The organism is Streptomyces sp. NBC_00190, from assembly GCF_036203305.1.
GTDB lineage: Bacteria > Actinomycetota > Actinomycetes > Streptomycetales > Streptomycetaceae > Streptomyces.
Map to the genome: position 1 here is coordinate 160,293 of NZ_CP108132.1, position 15,138 is coordinate 175,430.

Sequence of the window (15,138 nt, forward strand, 5' to 3'; positions counted from 1 at the left end):
GAGAAGTCGATGGGCAAGCACAACGGCCCCCCGCAAGACAAACCGTGGACGCCGCCGTCCCAGCCTTCGAGCCCCGACGGAAGCCGGCCGACACCCCAGCCGTCCACTCCGCCGCCGCCCCCGCCGGGCAAGAAGTGAACCGCGAGATCTGCCGCGAGGCCCTGATCACCATGGGCTTACTGCGTGAGCCGTGGTTGGCGCGGGCCTTCGACGAAGTCGACCGGGAGGCCTTCGTACCGCAGGCCGTATGGCTTCCGGTGCGCGACGACGAAGGCCTCTGGCAATTCGTCGACCGCAGCGAAGAACCGGACATCTGGCGCCGCGCGGTCTGGAACCCGCACCAGTCGGTGGTCACGCAGCTGGACGACCGCCACGTCGCACCCGGGCCGGCGGCCGGCGACTTCACTTCGTCGGTCTCCGCCCTGGACATCGTCGTGCGGAAGCTCCACCACTTGAGCCTGAGGCCACGCTCGCGTGTGCTGGAGATCGGATACGGCTCCGGATATCACACGGCCCTGCTCTGCGAGCGAGTCGGGGCGGAGCGGGTGGTGGCCATCGAGGTCGACGAGGACCTCGCACGTTCGGGTGCGTCCGCCCTCAAGTCTGCTGGATACGAGCCCGAGTTGATCGTCGGAGACGGCCTTCAGGGCGCACCCGGCGGGGACCCGTTCGACCGGATCATCTGCACGGCGTCGGTGCGCCGTGTGCCGTACGCCTGGATCGAGCAGTCCAGGCGCGGCGGGGTGATCCTGACCCCGTTCGGCACGGCGTACAGCAACGCCGGGTTGCTGCGGCTGCGTGTGGACGGCCTGAAGGCGCAAGGCTGGTTCGTCGGCGAGTCCTCCTACATGTGGATCCGCAGCGAACGGCCGACGGTCGACCTGAGGGTTCCTGAGGAGTCCACAAGCAGGCGGTCACCGATCGACCCGGCGCACGTGCTGGGTGGGGGATACCTCCAGGACTTCGCGATCGGCCTTCAGGTGCCGGACGTGTCGTACTCGCACCGTGGGGACGGCGACGCGCGGAAGGTCCAGTTCGTCGACGAGGCCGGTACGTCGGCCACCATCGTCCGCTACGGCGATTGGTGGGAGGAGGACGCGGTGCTCTCGTGGGGACCGCGCGACCTGTGGGGGGAGGTGACGGCGGCCTACACGTGGTACGAGCTCCGGGGCCGACCTCACATCACCCGCTTCGGCATCACGGTGGACGGGAGCGGTCAGCACGCCTGGCTCGATGAACCCCGCCAGGTCGTCGGCTCCTGATCGGCAGCCCTGCCCGGTACCGGACGTCCCGGCGAGGTCGTCCCGTACCAGGCAGGTCGTACCGGTCAGTTGAAGAGGTGGAGGTGCTCGTCGACCCAGTCGCGCAGGGTGAGCGGCGCGGTGCCGGTGATCTTCTGTACGGTGTCGAAGACCTCGAAGTCCCAGGCGGCCGACTGGCGCTTGAGTTCGAGCAGGCCTTCGAGGCGCGGGCCGCCCCAGCCGAGGCGGTCGTACTCCGCCCGGGCTTCGGCGGTGGTGCGCTCGACGACCTTGACCGGCTCGCCGAGGGCCTCGGCGATGATCTCGCCCTGGCGCCTCGGGGAGTAGGCCTCGGCGCCGGTGAGGGTGTACGTCCGGCCCTCGTGACCGGGGGTGGTCAGGACCTTGGCGGCGACGGAGGCGATGTCGCGGGGGTGGATCATCGCGGAGACCGGGTCGCCTTCGGTGACGTACATCGTCTTGTCCGCGGCGATGGTCCGGGCATAGCCGTAGAGGTAGATCATGAAGGTGCCGGGGCGCAGGATGGTCCACGCGAGGCCGGATTCCCGGATGACCTGCTCACCGAGGCGGTGCCCGTTGCTGAGGGGGTCGGTGGCGTCGAAGTGCACGCCGCTCGTGGACATCTTGACGAGGTGCCTGACGCCGGCCTTGCGGGCGGCGGCGACGAGGGTGGTCTCCTGGACCGGGCCCTCGGGGCCGTAGCCCGGCGGGACGACGAAGACGCTCTCGACGCCTTCGAGGGCGGCGGGCAGGGTCTCGGGCTTGTCGAAGTCGCCGGTGACGACCTCGACGCCGGCGGGGAAGTCGGCCTTCTCGGGCGAACGGGTCATGGCCCGGACTGGGATGCCTGCGGCAGCCAGCTGAACGACGAGTTCGGAGCCGACGTTGCCGGTGGCGCCAGTAACCAGAATCATGCGTTTTGTCTCCTTGATGCGATGCACGGAACCGTGCGGGGGGGGAATTACCCCTGGTCGAGTGGAAGGTCAGACGTCGGTGTGCTCGGCGGGCTCGGCGTCCTTGAGGAAGAACGCGGCCAGGAGACCGATGAGGACGAGCGGGATCATCACGACGAAGACGGGGCGAAGCGAGTCGGCGTAGACGGTGGCGAGTTCCAGCCGGGCGGGAGCGGACAGCTGGCCGAGTACCTCGGGCGAGAGGGAGCCGTCCTTGTCGATGTGGACGGCGGAGTCGCCGCCGAAGCGCTCCTGCAGCCCGGTGGCGAGCCTGCCGGTCATGAGGGCCGCGAAGAACGAGACGCCGAGCGCGGTGCCGAGCTGGCGCATCAGGGTCGCCGTGCCCTGGACGGCGCCGATGTCCTGCATGCTCGCGGTGGAGCGTGCGGCGATGCTCAGCGCCTGCATGTTGAGTCCGGCGGCGACGCCGAACATCACCATGTAGCCGATGGTGAGCGCCACGCTGGTCGAGGGTCCCGCGGAGAGGAACAGGACGGCGGTCACGGCGAAGAGGGCCATGCTCAGGGTCGGGTGCCGGCGGTAGGAGCCGGTGGCGCCGATGGCCTTGGCGCTGACCCAGGAGCTCACCACGACGGCGAGCATCAGGGCGGTGAGGACGTAGCCGGACTTCTGCACGTCGAGGGAGGTCACGGTCTGGAGCCAGAGCACCAGGTAGTTGAGCAGACCCAGGCCGACGAAGCCGCCGATGAAGTTCAGCACCATGATGATGCTGAAGGACGAGTTGGCGAACAGCCTCAGCGGGATGACGGGGTCGGCCGCACGGCGCTGGACCAGGATGAACAGCGTGATCACGAGGACGGTTCCGGCGGCGAGAGCGAGGATCGCGGGCGAGGTCCAGGCGTACTTGACGCCGCCCCAGCCGGCGAAGAGGTTCAGGGCGACGATCGCGATGGTGAGGAGTACGACTCCCGCGTAGTCGATGCGTGCCTTCTGGGGACGGGCCGGGAGGTCCAGCATCATGACGACGACGAACAGGACGACCGCGCCGATGGGCAGGTTGACGAAGAACACCCAGCGCCAGGACGCGAGTTCGGTGAGGACGCCGCCGAGGGTGGGGCCTGCGATGGAGGCCGCGCCGAAGGTGATGGAGATCCAGCCGTAGTAACGGGCACCTTCTCGGTAGCCGAACATCTCGCCGATGATGGCGAGGACGCAGATGAACAGGCCGCCGCTGCCGATGCCCTGCACGACGCGGAAGGCGATGAGCTGCCCCATGGTCTGCGCGAGACCGCAGGCGGCCGACGCCAGCAGGAAGGCCACGAGGGAGCCGACGAAGATGCGCTTGCGGCCGAAGAGGTCGCCGAGCTTGCCGTAGACGGGGAGAGCGGCGCTGCCGCCTATGAGGTAGCCGGTGGTGGCCCAGGCGAACTGGTCGAGTCCGCCGAGGTCACCGATGACCCGCGGCAGCGCCGTCGCGATGATCTGGGAGTCGAGCAGGGCCAGGAAGACCGCTGCCATGAGGGTGAGCACCACGGCGTTGGTCTTGCCGGAGGCAGGTCGTGGTGTGGTGGAGCCGGTGCCCGCGGCAGACGCGGACGTGTGGGTAGCCATGGGGATGCCCTTGTCACGAAGGACGCCGCCTGCTGCTGAGCGCGGGCAGCGGAGAGGATGGGTGCGGTCGGATCCTGTGCCCGACTCCGGCCTGACTTCGGCCCTCTCAACCGTCGATCGGTCCTGAACGGACGTGGTGATCGCGGTCCTTCGGTGTGCAGCTCCCCGTGCGGGCTCCCTGCTGTCGTTTCGGTCGAACGTTTTCCCGATGATAACGGACCACTGGTCGTGGGGAACGCTGCGCGCGTCCCCCACGAGGTTCTCGGTGGCCGGTTCAGTAGCTCGCGAGCACCTTGTAGATCTCGAAGGGGCGGGCCCGTTCGGTGTCGCGGAACTCGCGCAGGGGGGCCGTCTGGTCCTTGTGGTCCGCGCCGCCCTCCCACTTCTCGAAGGACTCCCAGCTGTCCCAGTGGCTGACCACGACGTAGCTGTCGGAGCGGCCCAGCTCGCTCATGAGCTGGTTGCCGAGCAGGCCCGGGGTGCCGGACATGCGGCGGCTGGCCTCGTGGTAGGCCGCCAGGACGTCCTCGCCCCGGTCGGAGAGGTGGTAGAGCACCACTTCCACTGCGGGAGCGGCACTCACGCGGCCGCCCTCGACAGGCTCGCCACGATGTCCATCGTCGTCATGGAGCCGCCGCTGCGGTACGGGTGCAGCTTGGTGCGGTGCTCCAGGTGGGTGTCGCTGGTCTCGAACTCGCGGAAGAGCGGCTCGTCGACCCAGTCGCTGACGATGTAGTAGATGCCGTCCTCGTTCTCGGTCGTGCTCTTGGACAGCCACTGGCCGCGGTTGGCCGGGTGGCTGGTGACCGAGCCGCCGACCTCCTTCCACACGCGCTCGAAGTCGGCCTCCACGCCCGGCTTGATCTGCATGCGGAGCATGACCCGGAAGGTTGCGTCGGACATGGTCAGATGCCTCCGTCGACGTTGAGGGTCTCGCCCGTGACGTACGCCGACAGGTCGCTGAGCAGGAACAGCACCGGCGCGGCCAGCTCGTCGACCCGGCCCAGGCGCGCCAGGGCGGTCTTCTGCGAGTACGTCGCGCGCAGGCCCGCGGCACGCTCGGCCGGCATGTCGTCGAACGCCTCGGTCTCGATGACGCCCGGGGCGACCACGTTGACCCGTATGCCCTTGCCGCCCAGCTCCTTGGAGAGCGAGCGGGTCAGGCCGATCATCGCGGCCTTGGCCGCGGTGTAGTGGGCGCGCAGCGGGATGCCGGCGGCGGCGCCGCGCGAGCCGATGTTGACGACCGAGGCGCCCTCGCCCAGCAGCGGCAGCGACTGCTGGATGATCCGGTAGGTGGCGGTCAGGTTCGTGTCCAGGACACGCGACCACTCGGCCGGGGCGAGCTCGGCGAACGGGATGTGGCTGATGACACCGGCGTTGTTGACGATGCCGTCGAGCTTGCCGTACTTCTCCTTGGCCGTCTCGACGAGCGCGTCGACCTGCTCCAGGTCGCCGACGTCGGCGCGGACGACGTAGTGGTCGCCGCCGGTCTCCTTCAGCTCCCGGCGCAGGCTCTCGACGTACTCGCTCTCCTGCACGTAGCAGGTGATGACGTCGGCACCGGCGCGGGCGGCGGCGAGCACGATGCCGCGCCCGATGCCCCGGGACCCGCCGGTGACGAGGAGCTTCTTGCCCTGCAGTCCGAGTTCCACGTGGTGTGTCCCTTCCGAGGTGCGACGGTGGCTACACGCAGCCGTCGACGTGAATGTTCTGTCCGGTGATGTAGGAGGCCTGGTCGCTGATCAGGAACAGCACGACGTTGGCGATCTCCTGCGGGGTGCCGAGGCGGCCCAGCGCGTTGAACTTCGAGAACATCGCGCGCTGCTGGGCGGCGACCTCCGGGGGCAGCTCGTCGAGCGCCTCGGTGGCGATCCGGCCGGGCGAGACCGTGTTCACGCGGATGCCCTGCGGACCCAGTTCCCGGGCCAGGGAGCGGGTCAGGCCCACGAGCGCCTGCTTGACGGCCGTGTAGTGGACGCCGCCGGCCATGCCGATACGGGCCACAGTGGAGCCGAAGTTGACGATCGAGGCGCCCGCGCCGAGCAGCGGCAGCACGGCCTGGGTGACCTGGTGGGTGCTGTTCAGGTTCGACTGCAGCGCGGTGGCCCATGCGGCGTCGGTCAGCTCCGCGTACGGGGTCGGCGCGAAGTCGCCCGCGTTGTTGACGACCGCGTCGAGTCCGCCGAGCAGCTCCTTCGCCCGCTCGGCCAGCCGGCGCGCGTCGGCGGCGACGCTGACGTCGGCGCGCAGCACGTGGTGCGTGCCGGGAAGCGGGGCGAGCTCCTTCTCCAGCGAGGTGACGTAGTCGTTCTCCTGGCGGTAGCAGGTCACGACGTCGGCGCCGGCGCGGGCGGCGGCGAGCACGATGCCGCGCCCGATGCCCCGGGACCCGCCGGTGACCAGGATCCGCTTGCCCGCGAGGTCCGCGAGCGGGGTGAGCCGGGCCCGGGCGGCGGCCTCGAGCTTGCGCTTGATGAGGTTCATCTGGACCGGGGTGTTGCGGTTGAGGCGGTCCGTCATGCCCTCGTCGTCGAGGGGCGCGCCGTCCTTCATGTGGAAGTCCTGGGTCCACTGCATCCGGACGCCCTCGTCCGTCTGCGTGTACTCCCAGTGGATGTTCATGTACTCGAAGGGGCCCGTCTCCACGCGGTGGGCGCGGACGGTGCGGGTGGCCTCGTCGGTGGTGCGCTGGGAGACCCAGCTCCACACCTTGCCGTTCTCGTCCGGGTGCAGGGCGAGCCGGAAGGTGACGGTCGGGCCGTCCTGCTCCAGGATCTCGGCGACGGAGTACTCGCTGAACAGCTCGGTCCAGGACGGCACGTCGTTGGTGCGCTCCCAGACCAGGTCCATCGGAGCGTCGATGACGATGGAATTGCAGGTGTGGCCGGCCATCAGACTCGGGCCTCCGCGAGCAGTGCGTTGACGTAGTCCACGACCTCGCGCGGCGTGTTCTCGTACTCCAGGCCGCCGTCCTCGACGGAGATGCCGTACTCGCGCTCGATCCGGTTGGTCAGCTCCAGCACGGCGAGGGAGTCGAAGCCGTGTTCGGCGAAGGAGGTGTTGGGGTCCAGGTCGGACTCCAGGTCCACCTCGCAGTCGATGCCGTCGCCCGCCTGCAGGATCCGCTTCAAGTCAGCTACGGTGAAATCGCTCATGGCTTCCTGCCCTTTCGCGTATGAGGTCAGTTGGTGTGGTCGGTGCGGTCCCCGGCGTCCACGACCAGCGCGGAGGCGAAGCCGCCGTGGCCGCGGGCCAGGACCACCGCCGTCCTGGGCGCGGTGTGCCGCGGACGGTCGACGACCAGGTCGATGCCCAGCCCGGAGGCGGCGCGGCCGGGGCCGGCGGTGTGCGGGATCACTCCGGCGCTCAGGCTGAGCAGGGCGGTCGCCACGTCCAGGGCCGCGCCGCCCGCGTACAGGCGGCCGGTGAGCGTCTTGGGCGCGGTCACCGGGACGCGGCCGGCGCCGAACACCTCGTTGATCGCGGCGGCTTCGGCGCGGTCGAGGTCCGGGGTGCCGACGGCGTCCGCGAAGACGACGTCCACGTCGTCCGCGCCGACCCCGGCGTCCACCAGGGCCCGGCGGATCACCGAGGCGAGCACGGGCGGGCGCTCGGACCCGGCCGGCGGGTCGAACCCGGCGGCGTAGCCGAGGATCCGGCCGTAGTGCTTCGCGCCCCGCTCGCGGGCGCCCTCCTCGGTCTCGACGACCAGGATGGCGCCGCCCTCACCGGGTGCGTAGCCGGCGGCGGCCTCGTCGAAGGGCAGGTAGGCGCGGGTCGGGTCGTCCTCGGTGGACAGCGCGCCGGTGGGCAGCTGGGCGGTCAGGCCGTACGGGCACAGCGAGGCGTCCGTACCGCCGGACAGCACCAGCCGGGAGCCGGTGTCGAGCAGCCGCCGGGACTGGCCCAGGGCGTCCAGGCCGCCGGCCTGTTCGGCGCAGATGACCCCGCAGGGCCCGCGCATGCCGTGCCGGATGGAGACCTGGCCGGTGGTGGCCGCGTAGAACCAGGCGATCGACTGGTAGGCGCCGACCCAGGCCGGGCCCTGCTGGTACAGCTGCTCCATCTCGCGCTGGCCGAACTCGGTGCCGCCCGACGAGCTCGCCGTGACCACGGCCATCTCGTACTCGGGCAGCTGCTCCGGGTCGACGGCCGCGTCGGCGAGCGCCGCCTCGGCCGCGGCCAGGGCGAAGTGGGTGAACCGGTCGGTGCGGGCGATCAGGCCCTTGGGGACCTGCTCGCGCGTCTCCCATCCGGGCACCTCCCCGGCCACCTTGACCGGGTACGAGGACGGGTCGAAGCGGGTGATGCGGCCGAGGCCGCTCTTGCCGGCCAGCACCGACTCCCAGTGCTGGCGGACCCCGATGCCGGTGGGGGCGACCACACCCAGGCCGGTGACGACCGCGGGGCGCCGCCGACCCTCGGGTATGCCGAGCGCGCTCATGCCGCCTCCCTTCCGTGGCCGCTTCCGGGGCGGCCGAGAATCAGGGCGCTCTGGAAGCCGCCGAATCCGCTGCCGACGCTGAGCACGTGGTCCATGCGGTGCTCGCGGGCGGTCACGGGGACGTAGTCGAGGTCGCACTGGGGGTCGGGGACCGAGAGATTCGCGGTCGGCGGCACCACTTGATGACGCAGAGCCAGAGCACAGGCGGCCACCTCCAGCGAACCGATCGCACCCAGCGAGTGCCCGATCATCGACTTGATGGAGCTGACCGGGATCTCGTACGCGCGCTGTCCCAGGCTCCGCTTGAACGCGGCGGTCTCGTGCCGGTCGTTCTGCTTGGTGCCCGAGCCGTGCGCGTTGATGTAGTCGATGTCCTCCGGGTTGAGCTGCGCCCGGTCCAGGGCCACCGAGATGGCCTCGGCCATCTCGCGGCCCTCGGGCTTGAGCCCGGTCATGTGGAAGGCGTTGGAGCGGCTGGCGAAGCCCGCCACCTCGGCGTAGACGGTGGCGCCGCGCAGCCGGGCCGACTCCTCGCTCTCGATGACCAGGACGGCGGAGCCCTCGCCGAGCACGAAGCCGTCGCGGCGGCCGTCGAAGGGCCGGGAGGCGGCGCCGGGTTCGGCGGTGTTGGGCGTCGTCGCCTTGATGGCGTCGAAGCAGGCGAGGGTGATGGGCGACAGCGGGGCGTCGGTGGCGCCGGCGATGACGATGTCGGCGGTGCCCTCCTCGATGAGCTGCACGCCGTGGGCGACCGCGTCGAGGCCCGAGGTGCAGCCGGTGGAGATCAGCGCGACGGGGCCCTCGGCCCCGGCCTGCCAGGCCACTTCGGCGGCCAGCGTGCTGGGGACCATGTAGCCGTACAGGTGCGGGACGCCGTAGCTGTGGTCGACGAGCCAGTTCTTGCCGCCGTCCGACAGGACGACGTACTCGTCCTCCAGGCCGGTGGTGCAGCCGACGGCGCTGCCGATGCTGACGCCGATCCGGCCCGGGTCGCCGGCTCCGAGGTCGATGCCGCTGTCCTCGATCGCCTCGCGGGCGGCGACGACCGCGAACTGGGCGGCCCGGTCCATCCGGCGGATCTCCTGGGCGCTCAGGCCCGCGGCCACCGGGTCGAAGTCGCACTCGGCGGCGACCCGGGAGCGGAACTTCGACGCGTCGAACAGGCTGATCTCCCGGGTGGCCGTGCGGCCGTTGGAGAGGAGGTCCCAGTAGGCGTCCCGGCCGATGCCGCCGGGGGCGACGGCGCCGACCCCGGTGATGACGGCTCGACGGCTCATCGGGCCCCTCCGACGTCCGGGTTGGCGCCGCCCTCTACGAGCGGGGCCTCGGTGTCGACGTGGCCGAGCTCCGGACGCGGCGCCAGCGGGGACAGGTGGAAGACCACCTGCGCCGTCTCCTGGCCGTTGTTGACCAGGCGGTGGCGGACACCGATCGGGACGAGCAGCGAGTCGCCGGGGCCGATGCGCACCGGCTCCCCGTCGAGGGTGATCTCCAGCTCGCCGGAGACGACGTGCAGGAACTCCTCGGAGTACGGGTGCAGGTGCTCGGTGACGTACTCGCCGCCTCCCAGGCGCAGCGTGCCGCCGAAGCCGGAGGTGCAGCCGACCGTGCGCGGGCTGAGGGTGATCCGGATGTCGCCGCCGCGCTTGCGGTTGGAGACGACCTCTTCCAGGTTGACCTTGGTGGGGGTGGCGGAGGTGGTCATCGGGCGCCGCCCAGGTTCGGGGCGGACGGCGGGGTGATGGCGACGCCGCTCTCCGGGGTCCAGGAGTAGAACGGGACGGCCATCGCGTCGCGCGGCTCGCGCCAGTTCGGGTCGTACGGGGAGATGAACTCCTGCAGCCGGGTGTTGATGTCGTTGTACAGCGGGTGGCTGCGCGCCTTGTAGAGGTTCGGGCCGATGTCCTGCTCCGCCTCGACGAGGTGGAAGTACAGGTCGTGGAAGGCGAACAGGGTCCGCCTGGAGACGCCCACCATGTGCGGCAGGTCGGTGTTGTCCGAATCCGCGAAGACCTTGGCGACGCCTTCGGCGTCGGCGAGTCCCATCCTCGCCACGATCAGTGTGCGGTGCACGTTGCCCTCCTGGCTTCCTCGGTCGTTGACTCACCCTCGCGGGTGCGTCTCGAAGCTGTCTTGAAACGATCTGGACCGGCGGCCCGCACGGTCAGAGCCGCAGGTCGATCCGGTACTCGGTCAGCCAGGTCTCGAGCTGCAGCACCATTTCCATGCTGGCCCGCTCCACCCAGGCGAAGGCGCCCTGCGGGGAGCCGTCGGCGGTCAGGGCGTCGGCGGACGCCGAGGTGTCGAGCAGGCCCGCGACGGCGGCGCTGCGGTCGGTGGCCAGTTCGACGAACCGGCGGCGCACGAAGTCCCCGTAGGCCGCTTCCTGGGTGGTCGGGTAGGCGCTCTTCTTGCGGTGCAGCACCGCGTCGGGGAGCAGGTCGGCCACCGCGGAGCGCAGCAGGCTCTTCTCCACGCCGTCCACCCGCTTGAGGGCGGCCGGCACGTTGTAGACGTACTCGACGAGCGCCCGGTCGCAGAACGGCGGCCGCAGCTGCACGCCGTGCGCCATGCTCATGCGGTCGGCGCGGTCGAGGTGGGTGGGCGCCCAGCGGGTCAGGGCGAGGTAGGTGACCTCGCGCGCCCGGCGCTCCTCGGGGGAGTCGCCCTCGACGTGCGGGACCTCGGTGAGGGCGTCGCGGTAGTGCTGGTCGGCGTAGCCGAGGAAGTCGAGCTCCTTGCGCAGCTGCCGGTCGATCATGGAGGTGCCCAGGCCGCCCGCCGCGGCGTCGTGGCTGCGTTCGAAGTTGACCCACGGGAAGGTCTGCGAGTTGCTGTGCTGGGGGTCGTAGGCCCAGAAGTAGCCGTTGAAGACCTCGTCGGCGGTCTCGCCGGAGAGCACGGCGGCGAAGCCCGCCTCGCGCAGCCGGGCGAAGAACTGGATGAGGGAGACGTCCATGTCGCCGAGCGGGGACGGGGCGTCCTGGCCGCGCAGGGCCGCGGCGTGCACCTCGGGGTCGGTGAGGGCGGCCGTGTCGAGGAGGATCTCGCGGTGCTGCGAGCCGATGTGCTGCGAGGCGAGCGCCGCGTAGGGGGCGTCGGGCGTGGAGCGCATCGTGGGGTGCGGCTCGAAGTTCTCGGTGTAGCCGGTGAAGTTCACCGAGAAGCTCTGCAGCGGGCCGCCGCCGGCGCCGGTGAGCGTCTTGTGGGCGAGCGCGGTCAGGGCGCTGGAGTCGATGCCGCCGGAGAGCATGGCGCCGACGGGGACGTCGGCGCGCAGGTGCGAGGCGACGGCGTCGGCGAGCAGCCCGCGGACGGTGGTGATGGTGTCTTCGAGGCTGTCGGTGTGCTGCCGGGCGGGCAGCGACCAGTAGCGCTGCTCCTGGCTGCCGGGGCGGCGCACGACGAGCACGTGGCCGGGGACGACCTCGCGCATGCCGCGGTAGACGGAGGTGCCGGGCTTGCGGCTGTGCGCGAACAGCTCGCGCAGGCCGTCGGCGTCGACGATCGGGGCCACGTACGGGTGGGCGAGGATCGCCTTGGGCTCGGAGCCGAACAGCACGCCGGTGGGGGTCGGGTAGTAGCTGAGCGGCTTCACGCCGAGGCGGTCGCGGGCCAGCAGGAGCTCCTGGCTGCGCACGTCCCACAGGGCGATCGCGAAGAGGCCCTCGAGGTGGGTGAGGAAGTCGGTGCCCCACTCCAGGTAGGCATGCAGGGCGGTCTCGCCGTCGCCGCCGCCGGTGAACCGGTGGCCCTTGGAGGCCAGTTCGGCACGCAGCTCGGGGTGGTTGGTGACGGTCCCGTCGAGGGTGAGGACGGCGACGGTGGTGCCGCCTTCGGTGGCGAAGACGGCCGGCTGCCCGCCGGTCTCCGTCACGTCGAGGAGGGCCAGGCGCCGGTGGGCGAGCGCGGCATGGCCCTCGGCCCAGATGCCCTGGCCGTCGGGGCCGCGGTGGGCGAGGGTGGCCGCCATGGTCTCGACGACGGCGGCCTCCGGGGACAGGTCCCGCTCGAAGTCGACCCAGCCAGCGATTGCGCTCATCGGGAGGTCCTCTCATTCATGGCGAGTTCGGTGGTGTCGCTGGTGGTGGCCGTCACGGCGACCAGGGCGAGCGGAATGCCGGCGACGGCGGCCCGGAAGTCGTCCAGGGTGGGCGCGGGGCCGTCCTCGGCGACGAGGATGCCGAGGCGGCGGTGGGCGGCCTCGGCGCCGTAGCGCTCGTACAGCTCCAGGTAGCCGCGGGCCGTGCGCTCGGGGTCGGTGACGAGCTCGAAGCGGACCGGCTCGCGGCGGCCGCGCCAGGTGAGCTCGCCGTCGGCGCCGCCGGCGAAGTTGTGGCGCCAGGCGCTGCCGGTGGCGATGACGAGGCCGTCGGCGAGGCGGTGCACGCCCGCGGGCACCGTGTGCGCGCCGCCGCTGCGCCGGCCGGTGAAATGCAGCAGGGCGAGGTGTTCGGCGACCGGGCCGGGGTCGGGCCGGGAGAGGATCGCGATCATGCGGGCGTTGGCGGCGGCGCGGTCCTCGGCGCCGGGCAGGGCCCGGGCGACGCGGGGGGCGCCTTCGAGCGCCTGCCCGGGGGCGGCCGTCATGAGAGCACCACCGCGGCGGCCGTCAGGGTGCAGCCGGCGATGGCGAAGCAGGTGCGCACCAGGTGCCAGTCGCGCCACTGGGTGCGCGGGTCCTGCCAGTCGGGACCCAGGTCCTCGGGCTGCGTCTTCTTGACCCGGTTGTTGATGGGTACGTTGCGGGTCTGCGAGACGATGGCGACGCCGGTCATGGCCAGGGCCGCGGCGATGAACAGGGCCCGCGGACCGGTCTCGTCGGCACGCACGGCGAAGACCACGTCGACGACGACGGAGCCGGTCACGATGAACGGCATGAAGCGGTCGTACCGCTTGCCGAGCAGTTTGTGGGTGTCGACGTAACGGTCCGGGGTCATCGCGATCAGGGCGGGCATGACGCTGACCGCCACGGCGAAGAGCACGCCCGCCACCAGCCCGGTGCCCAGCAGCACCAGCACACTCAGGGTTTCCAGCACGGCCCGAGGCCTCCCGTCCAGCATGGATCGTCAACAGCGGTACGAAGGTTTTCAGCCGGGGCTCGCGCGCCGCTTGAAGCGGTCTGGACGCGGCCGGCGCCCGGCGTCACGGGTGGTGGCGGGTGCGTTCGAGGTCCGAGCGGTCCTCTAGCCGGGCCGTGTTGGCTGGCCGGGAGTGTCCGGAACCGCATGGAGACGGCAGCGGCATCGAGAACAAGGAGCACATCCGATGGCGGAGCAAACCGACGTACTGATCGTGGGCGGCAGCATGGTGGGGCTGGCCCAGGCGCTGTTCCTCGCGCAGCAGGGCATACGGCCGGTCCTCGTCGAGCGGCACACGCACATCTCGGCGCACCCCCGGGCCCAGGCGGCCAGCCCCCGCACGATGGAGCTGATGCGCGCGCTGGGCCTGGAGCAAGCCGTGCGCGCGCAGGAGAACCCGCACGCGCAGTACGGCGACATCCTGCAGGTGCAGTCGCTGACGGGCGCCGAACTGGGCCGGTTCGACGGTCCCTTCCGCCACGACCCGAACGAGGTCAGCACGACCGGCTGGACCCTGATCGGCCAGGACCGCTTCGAGCCGGTGCTGCGCGCGAAGGCCGAGGAGCTGGGGGCGGACATCCGCTTCGCCACCGAGCTGGTGAGCTACGAGCAGGACGAGGACGGGGTCAGCGCGGTCCTGCGGGACGTGCGGCACGGCACCGAGACCGAGGTCCGCGCCAAGTACCTGGTCGCGGCGGACGGGGTCCGCAGCGAGATCCGCGAGGGCCTGGGCATCGGCACGCACGGCCAGGGCGTCTTCGGCCGCCAGATGAACGTCATCTTCCACGCCGCGCTCGACGAGTACGTCGCGGGCCGCGAGTTCTTCCTCTGCTTCGTCAGCAACGACAAGGTCAAGGGCGTGCTCGGCCGGCTCGACAACGCGGACCGCTGGGTGCTGGCGCCGAGCCTGCCGCCGGAGGAGACCCACGCCGAGTACTCCGAGGAGGACTGCATCGCGATGGTGCGCGCCGCGGTCGGCGTGCCTGACCTGGACGTGGCGGTGGAGTCGAGCACCAGCTGGGAGATCGCGGCGCGGATCGCCGACCGGTTCCGCTCCGGCCGGGTGCTGCTGGCCGGCGACGCGGCCCACATCATGCCGCCCACCGGCGGTTTCGGCGGCAACATGGGCGTGCAGGACGCGCACAACCTGGCGTGGAAGCTGGCTCTGGTGCTGCGCGGGCAGGCCGGCCCTGAGCTGCTGGACAGCTACGAGGAGGAGCGGGTCCCGGTCGCCGAGTTCACCACCGAGCAGGGCGTCATCCGCTACCTGCAGCGCAGCGGCCTGGACGAGGAGGCCGCGGCCCGCCACCGCCCGGAGACCACGGTGCTGTTCGGCCACGTCTACCGCTCGGGCGCGGTGCTGTCCGAGCCGGGCGACGACGACGGCGCCCCGGTCGAGGACCCGACCCAGCCGTCGGGCCGCCCCGGCACCCGGGCCCCGCACTTCGAGCTGCGCTCCGGCGGCGGCGACGCGCCGCTGCACGACACGCTGACGGGCGGCTGGCGGCTGCTGGCCGGGCCCGACAGCGGGCTGTGGGAGCGGGCGGCGGGCCAGGTCTCCCGGCTCACCGGCATCGACGTCGCCTTCCACCGGGTGGGCGGCGAGGAGCCGGCCGAGGTCGTCGAGGAGTTCCTGAAGAAGTACGGGATCACGGCCACCGGCGCCGCGCTGGTCCGCCCGGACGGGTTCGTGGCCTGGCGGGCGGCCGAGGAGCCCGCGGACCCGGCGGTCGAACTGTCGGCGGTCGTCCACCGGGTGCTGTCGCGCACGGTCTGACAGCAGCGCTCACAGCGGAAGACGACTCGGCGCGCCTCCCGGATCC

Annotated in this window: 15 protein-coding genes and 2 pseudogenes; 2 read left to right on the forward strand and 15 right to left on the reverse strand. The window is 71.4% G+C overall.

Features of this window, described 5'->3' with window-relative positions:
• Positions 1-44 precede the first annotated feature (44 nt).
• On the forward strand, positions 45-1,262 hold the full coding sequence (locus OG429_RS40780) for a protein-L-isoaspartate O-methyltransferase family protein (RefSeq protein ID WP_328930683.1): 1,218 nt from the start codon (positions 45-47) through the stop codon (positions 1,260-1,262).
• Between the two features lie 65 nt (positions 1,263-1,327).
• On the opposite strand, the gene OG429_RS40785 is transcribed toward OG429_RS40780, so the two are convergent.
• From OG429_RS40785 to OG429_RS40855, 15 genes and pseudogenes are all read right to left on the reverse strand, one after another.
• Positions 1,328-2,176 carry an SDR family oxidoreductase gene (locus OG429_RS40785; protein ID WP_328930684.1) on the reverse strand — a complete coding sequence of 283 codons (849 nt, stop codon included), beginning with the start codon at positions 2,174-2,176 and terminating at the stop codon, positions 1,328-1,330.
• Between the two features lie 69 nt (positions 2,177-2,245).
• On the reverse strand, positions 2,246-3,787 hold the full coding sequence (locus OG429_RS40790) for an MDR family MFS transporter (RefSeq protein WP_328930685.1): 1,542 nt from the start codon (positions 3,785-3,787) through the stop codon (positions 2,246-2,248).
• 274 nt (positions 3,788-4,061) lie between these two features.
• Positions 4,062-4,370: an antibiotic biosynthesis monooxygenase family protein gene (locus OG429_RS40795; RefSeq protein WP_328930686.1), complete on the reverse strand. Its 309-nt coding sequence runs from the start codon at positions 4,368-4,370 to the stop codon at positions 4,062-4,064.
• On the reverse strand, positions 4,367-4,690 hold the full coding sequence (locus OG429_RS40800) for an antibiotic biosynthesis monooxygenase family protein (RefSeq protein ID WP_328930687.1): 324 nt from the start codon (positions 4,688-4,690) through the stop codon (positions 4,367-4,369). Before OG429_RS40800 ends, OG429_RS40795 begins: the two co-directional genes overlap by 4 nt.
• A 2-nt stretch (positions 4,691-4,692) precedes the next feature.
• Positions 4,693-5,442, reverse strand: coding sequence for an SDR family NAD(P)-dependent oxidoreductase (locus OG429_RS40805; protein WP_328930688.1), 750 nt, complete (start codon positions 5,440-5,442; stop codon positions 4,693-4,695).
• A gap of 31 nt (positions 5,443-5,473) precedes the next feature.
• Positions 5,474-6,199, reverse strand: a pseudogene (locus tag OG429_RS40810) (SDR family NAD(P)-dependent oxidoreductase); the annotation flags it as partial.
• A 33-nt stretch (positions 6,200-6,232) separates the two neighbouring features.
• Positions 6,233-6,682: pseudogene (locus OG429_RS40815) on the reverse strand (SRPBCC family protein); the annotation flags it as partial.
• Positions 6,682-6,945, reverse strand: coding sequence for an acyl carrier protein (locus tag OG429_RS40820; protein WP_328930689.1), 264 nt, complete (start codon positions 6,943-6,945; stop codon positions 6,682-6,684). The gene OG429_RS40820 and the pseudogene OG429_RS40815, both read right to left, overlap by 1 nt.
• A 26-nt stretch (positions 6,946-6,971) precedes the next feature.
• Positions 6,972-8,234, reverse strand: coding sequence for a ketosynthase chain-length factor (locus OG429_RS40825; protein WP_328930690.1), 1,263 nt, complete (start codon positions 8,232-8,234; stop codon positions 6,972-6,974).
• Positions 8,231-9,511 (reverse strand): beta-ketoacyl-[acyl-carrier-protein] synthase family protein, encoded by a 1,281-nt coding sequence (locus tag OG429_RS40830; protein WP_328930691.1) that lies wholly within the window; start codon positions 9,509-9,511, stop codon positions 8,231-8,233. The genes OG429_RS40825 and OG429_RS40830 overlap by 4 nt, the downstream gene beginning before the upstream one ends.
• Positions 9,508-9,939: a cupin domain-containing protein gene (locus OG429_RS40835; RefSeq protein WP_328930692.1), complete on the reverse strand. Its 432-nt coding sequence runs from the start codon at positions 9,937-9,939 to the stop codon at positions 9,508-9,510. Before OG429_RS40835 ends, OG429_RS40830 begins: the two co-directional genes overlap by 4 nt.
• Positions 9,936-10,307, reverse strand: a complete 372-nt coding sequence (locus OG429_RS40840; protein ID WP_328930693.1) for a TcmI family type II polyketide cyclase — start codon at positions 10,305-10,307, stop codon at positions 9,936-9,938. Before OG429_RS40840 ends, OG429_RS40835 begins: the two co-directional genes overlap by 4 nt.
• A 91-nt stretch (positions 10,308-10,398) precedes the next feature.
• Positions 10,399-12,276 (reverse strand): asparagine synthase (glutamine-hydrolyzing), encoded by a 1,878-nt coding sequence (gene asnB, locus OG429_RS40845; protein ID WP_328930694.1) that lies wholly within the window; start codon positions 12,274-12,276, stop codon positions 10,399-10,401.
• Complete coding sequence (locus OG429_RS40850; protein ID WP_328930695.1) at positions 12,273-12,824, reverse strand: hypothetical protein; 552 nt, start codon at positions 12,822-12,824, stop codon at positions 12,273-12,275. Before OG429_RS40850 ends, asnB begins: the two co-directional genes overlap by 4 nt.
• The gene (locus OG429_RS40855) at positions 12,821-13,273 is read right to left on the reverse strand and encodes an anthrone oxygenase family protein (protein WP_328930696.1); all 453 of its coding nucleotides are present in this window, start codon (positions 13,271-13,273) and stop codon (positions 12,821-12,823) included. Before OG429_RS40855 ends, OG429_RS40850 begins: the two co-directional genes overlap by 4 nt.
• 229 nt (positions 13,274-13,502) lie before the next feature.
• Between OG429_RS40855 and OG429_RS40860 the strand changes: the two genes are divergently transcribed.
• Entirely contained in the window at positions 13,503-15,092 is a 1,590-nt protein-coding gene (locus OG429_RS40860; protein ID WP_328930697.1) for an FAD-dependent monooxygenase, read from the forward strand.
• Positions 15,093-15,138 lie beyond the last annotated feature (46 nt).

Bases quoted from the DNA above. Each gene is read 5' to 3' on its own strand.
- OG429_RS40785 (WP_328930684.1), bottom strand. From the start codon at position 2,176: ATGATTCTGGTTACTGGCGCCACCGGCAACGTCGGCTCCGAACTCGTC.
- OG429_RS40790 (WP_328930685.1), bottom strand. From the start codon at position 3,787: ATGGCTACCCACACGTCCGCGTCTGCCGCGGGCACCGGCTCCACCACA.
- OG429_RS40800 (WP_328930687.1), bottom strand. From the start codon at position 4,690: ATGTCCGACGCAACCTTCCGGGTCATGCTCCGCATGCAGATCAAGCCG.
- OG429_RS40820 (WP_328930689.1), bottom strand. From the start codon at position 6,945: ATGAGCGATTTCACCGTAGCTGACTTGAAGCGGATCCTGCAGGCGGGC.
- OG429_RS40825 (WP_328930690.1), bottom strand. From the start codon at position 8,234: ATGAGCGCGCTCGGCATACCCGAGGGTCGGCGGCGCCCCGCGGTCGTC.
- OG429_RS40830 (WP_328930691.1), bottom strand. From the start codon at position 9,511: ATGAGCCGTCGAGCCGTCATCACCGGGGTCGGCGCCGTCGCCCCCGGC.
- OG429_RS40835 (WP_328930692.1), bottom strand. From the start codon at position 9,939: ATGACCACCTCCGCCACCCCCACCAAGGTCAACCTGGAAGAGGTCGTC.
- asnB (WP_328930694.1), bottom strand. From the start codon at position 12,276: ATGAGCGCAATCGCTGGCTGGGTCGACTTCGAGCGGGACCTGTCCCCG.
- OG429_RS40850 (WP_328930695.1), bottom strand. From the start codon at position 12,824: ATGACGGCCGCCCCCGGGCAGGCGCTCGAAGGCGCCCCCCGCGTCGCC.
- OG429_RS40860 (WP_328930697.1), top strand. From the start codon at position 13,503: ATGGCGGAGCAAACCGACGTACTGATCGTGGGCGGCAGCATGGTGGGG.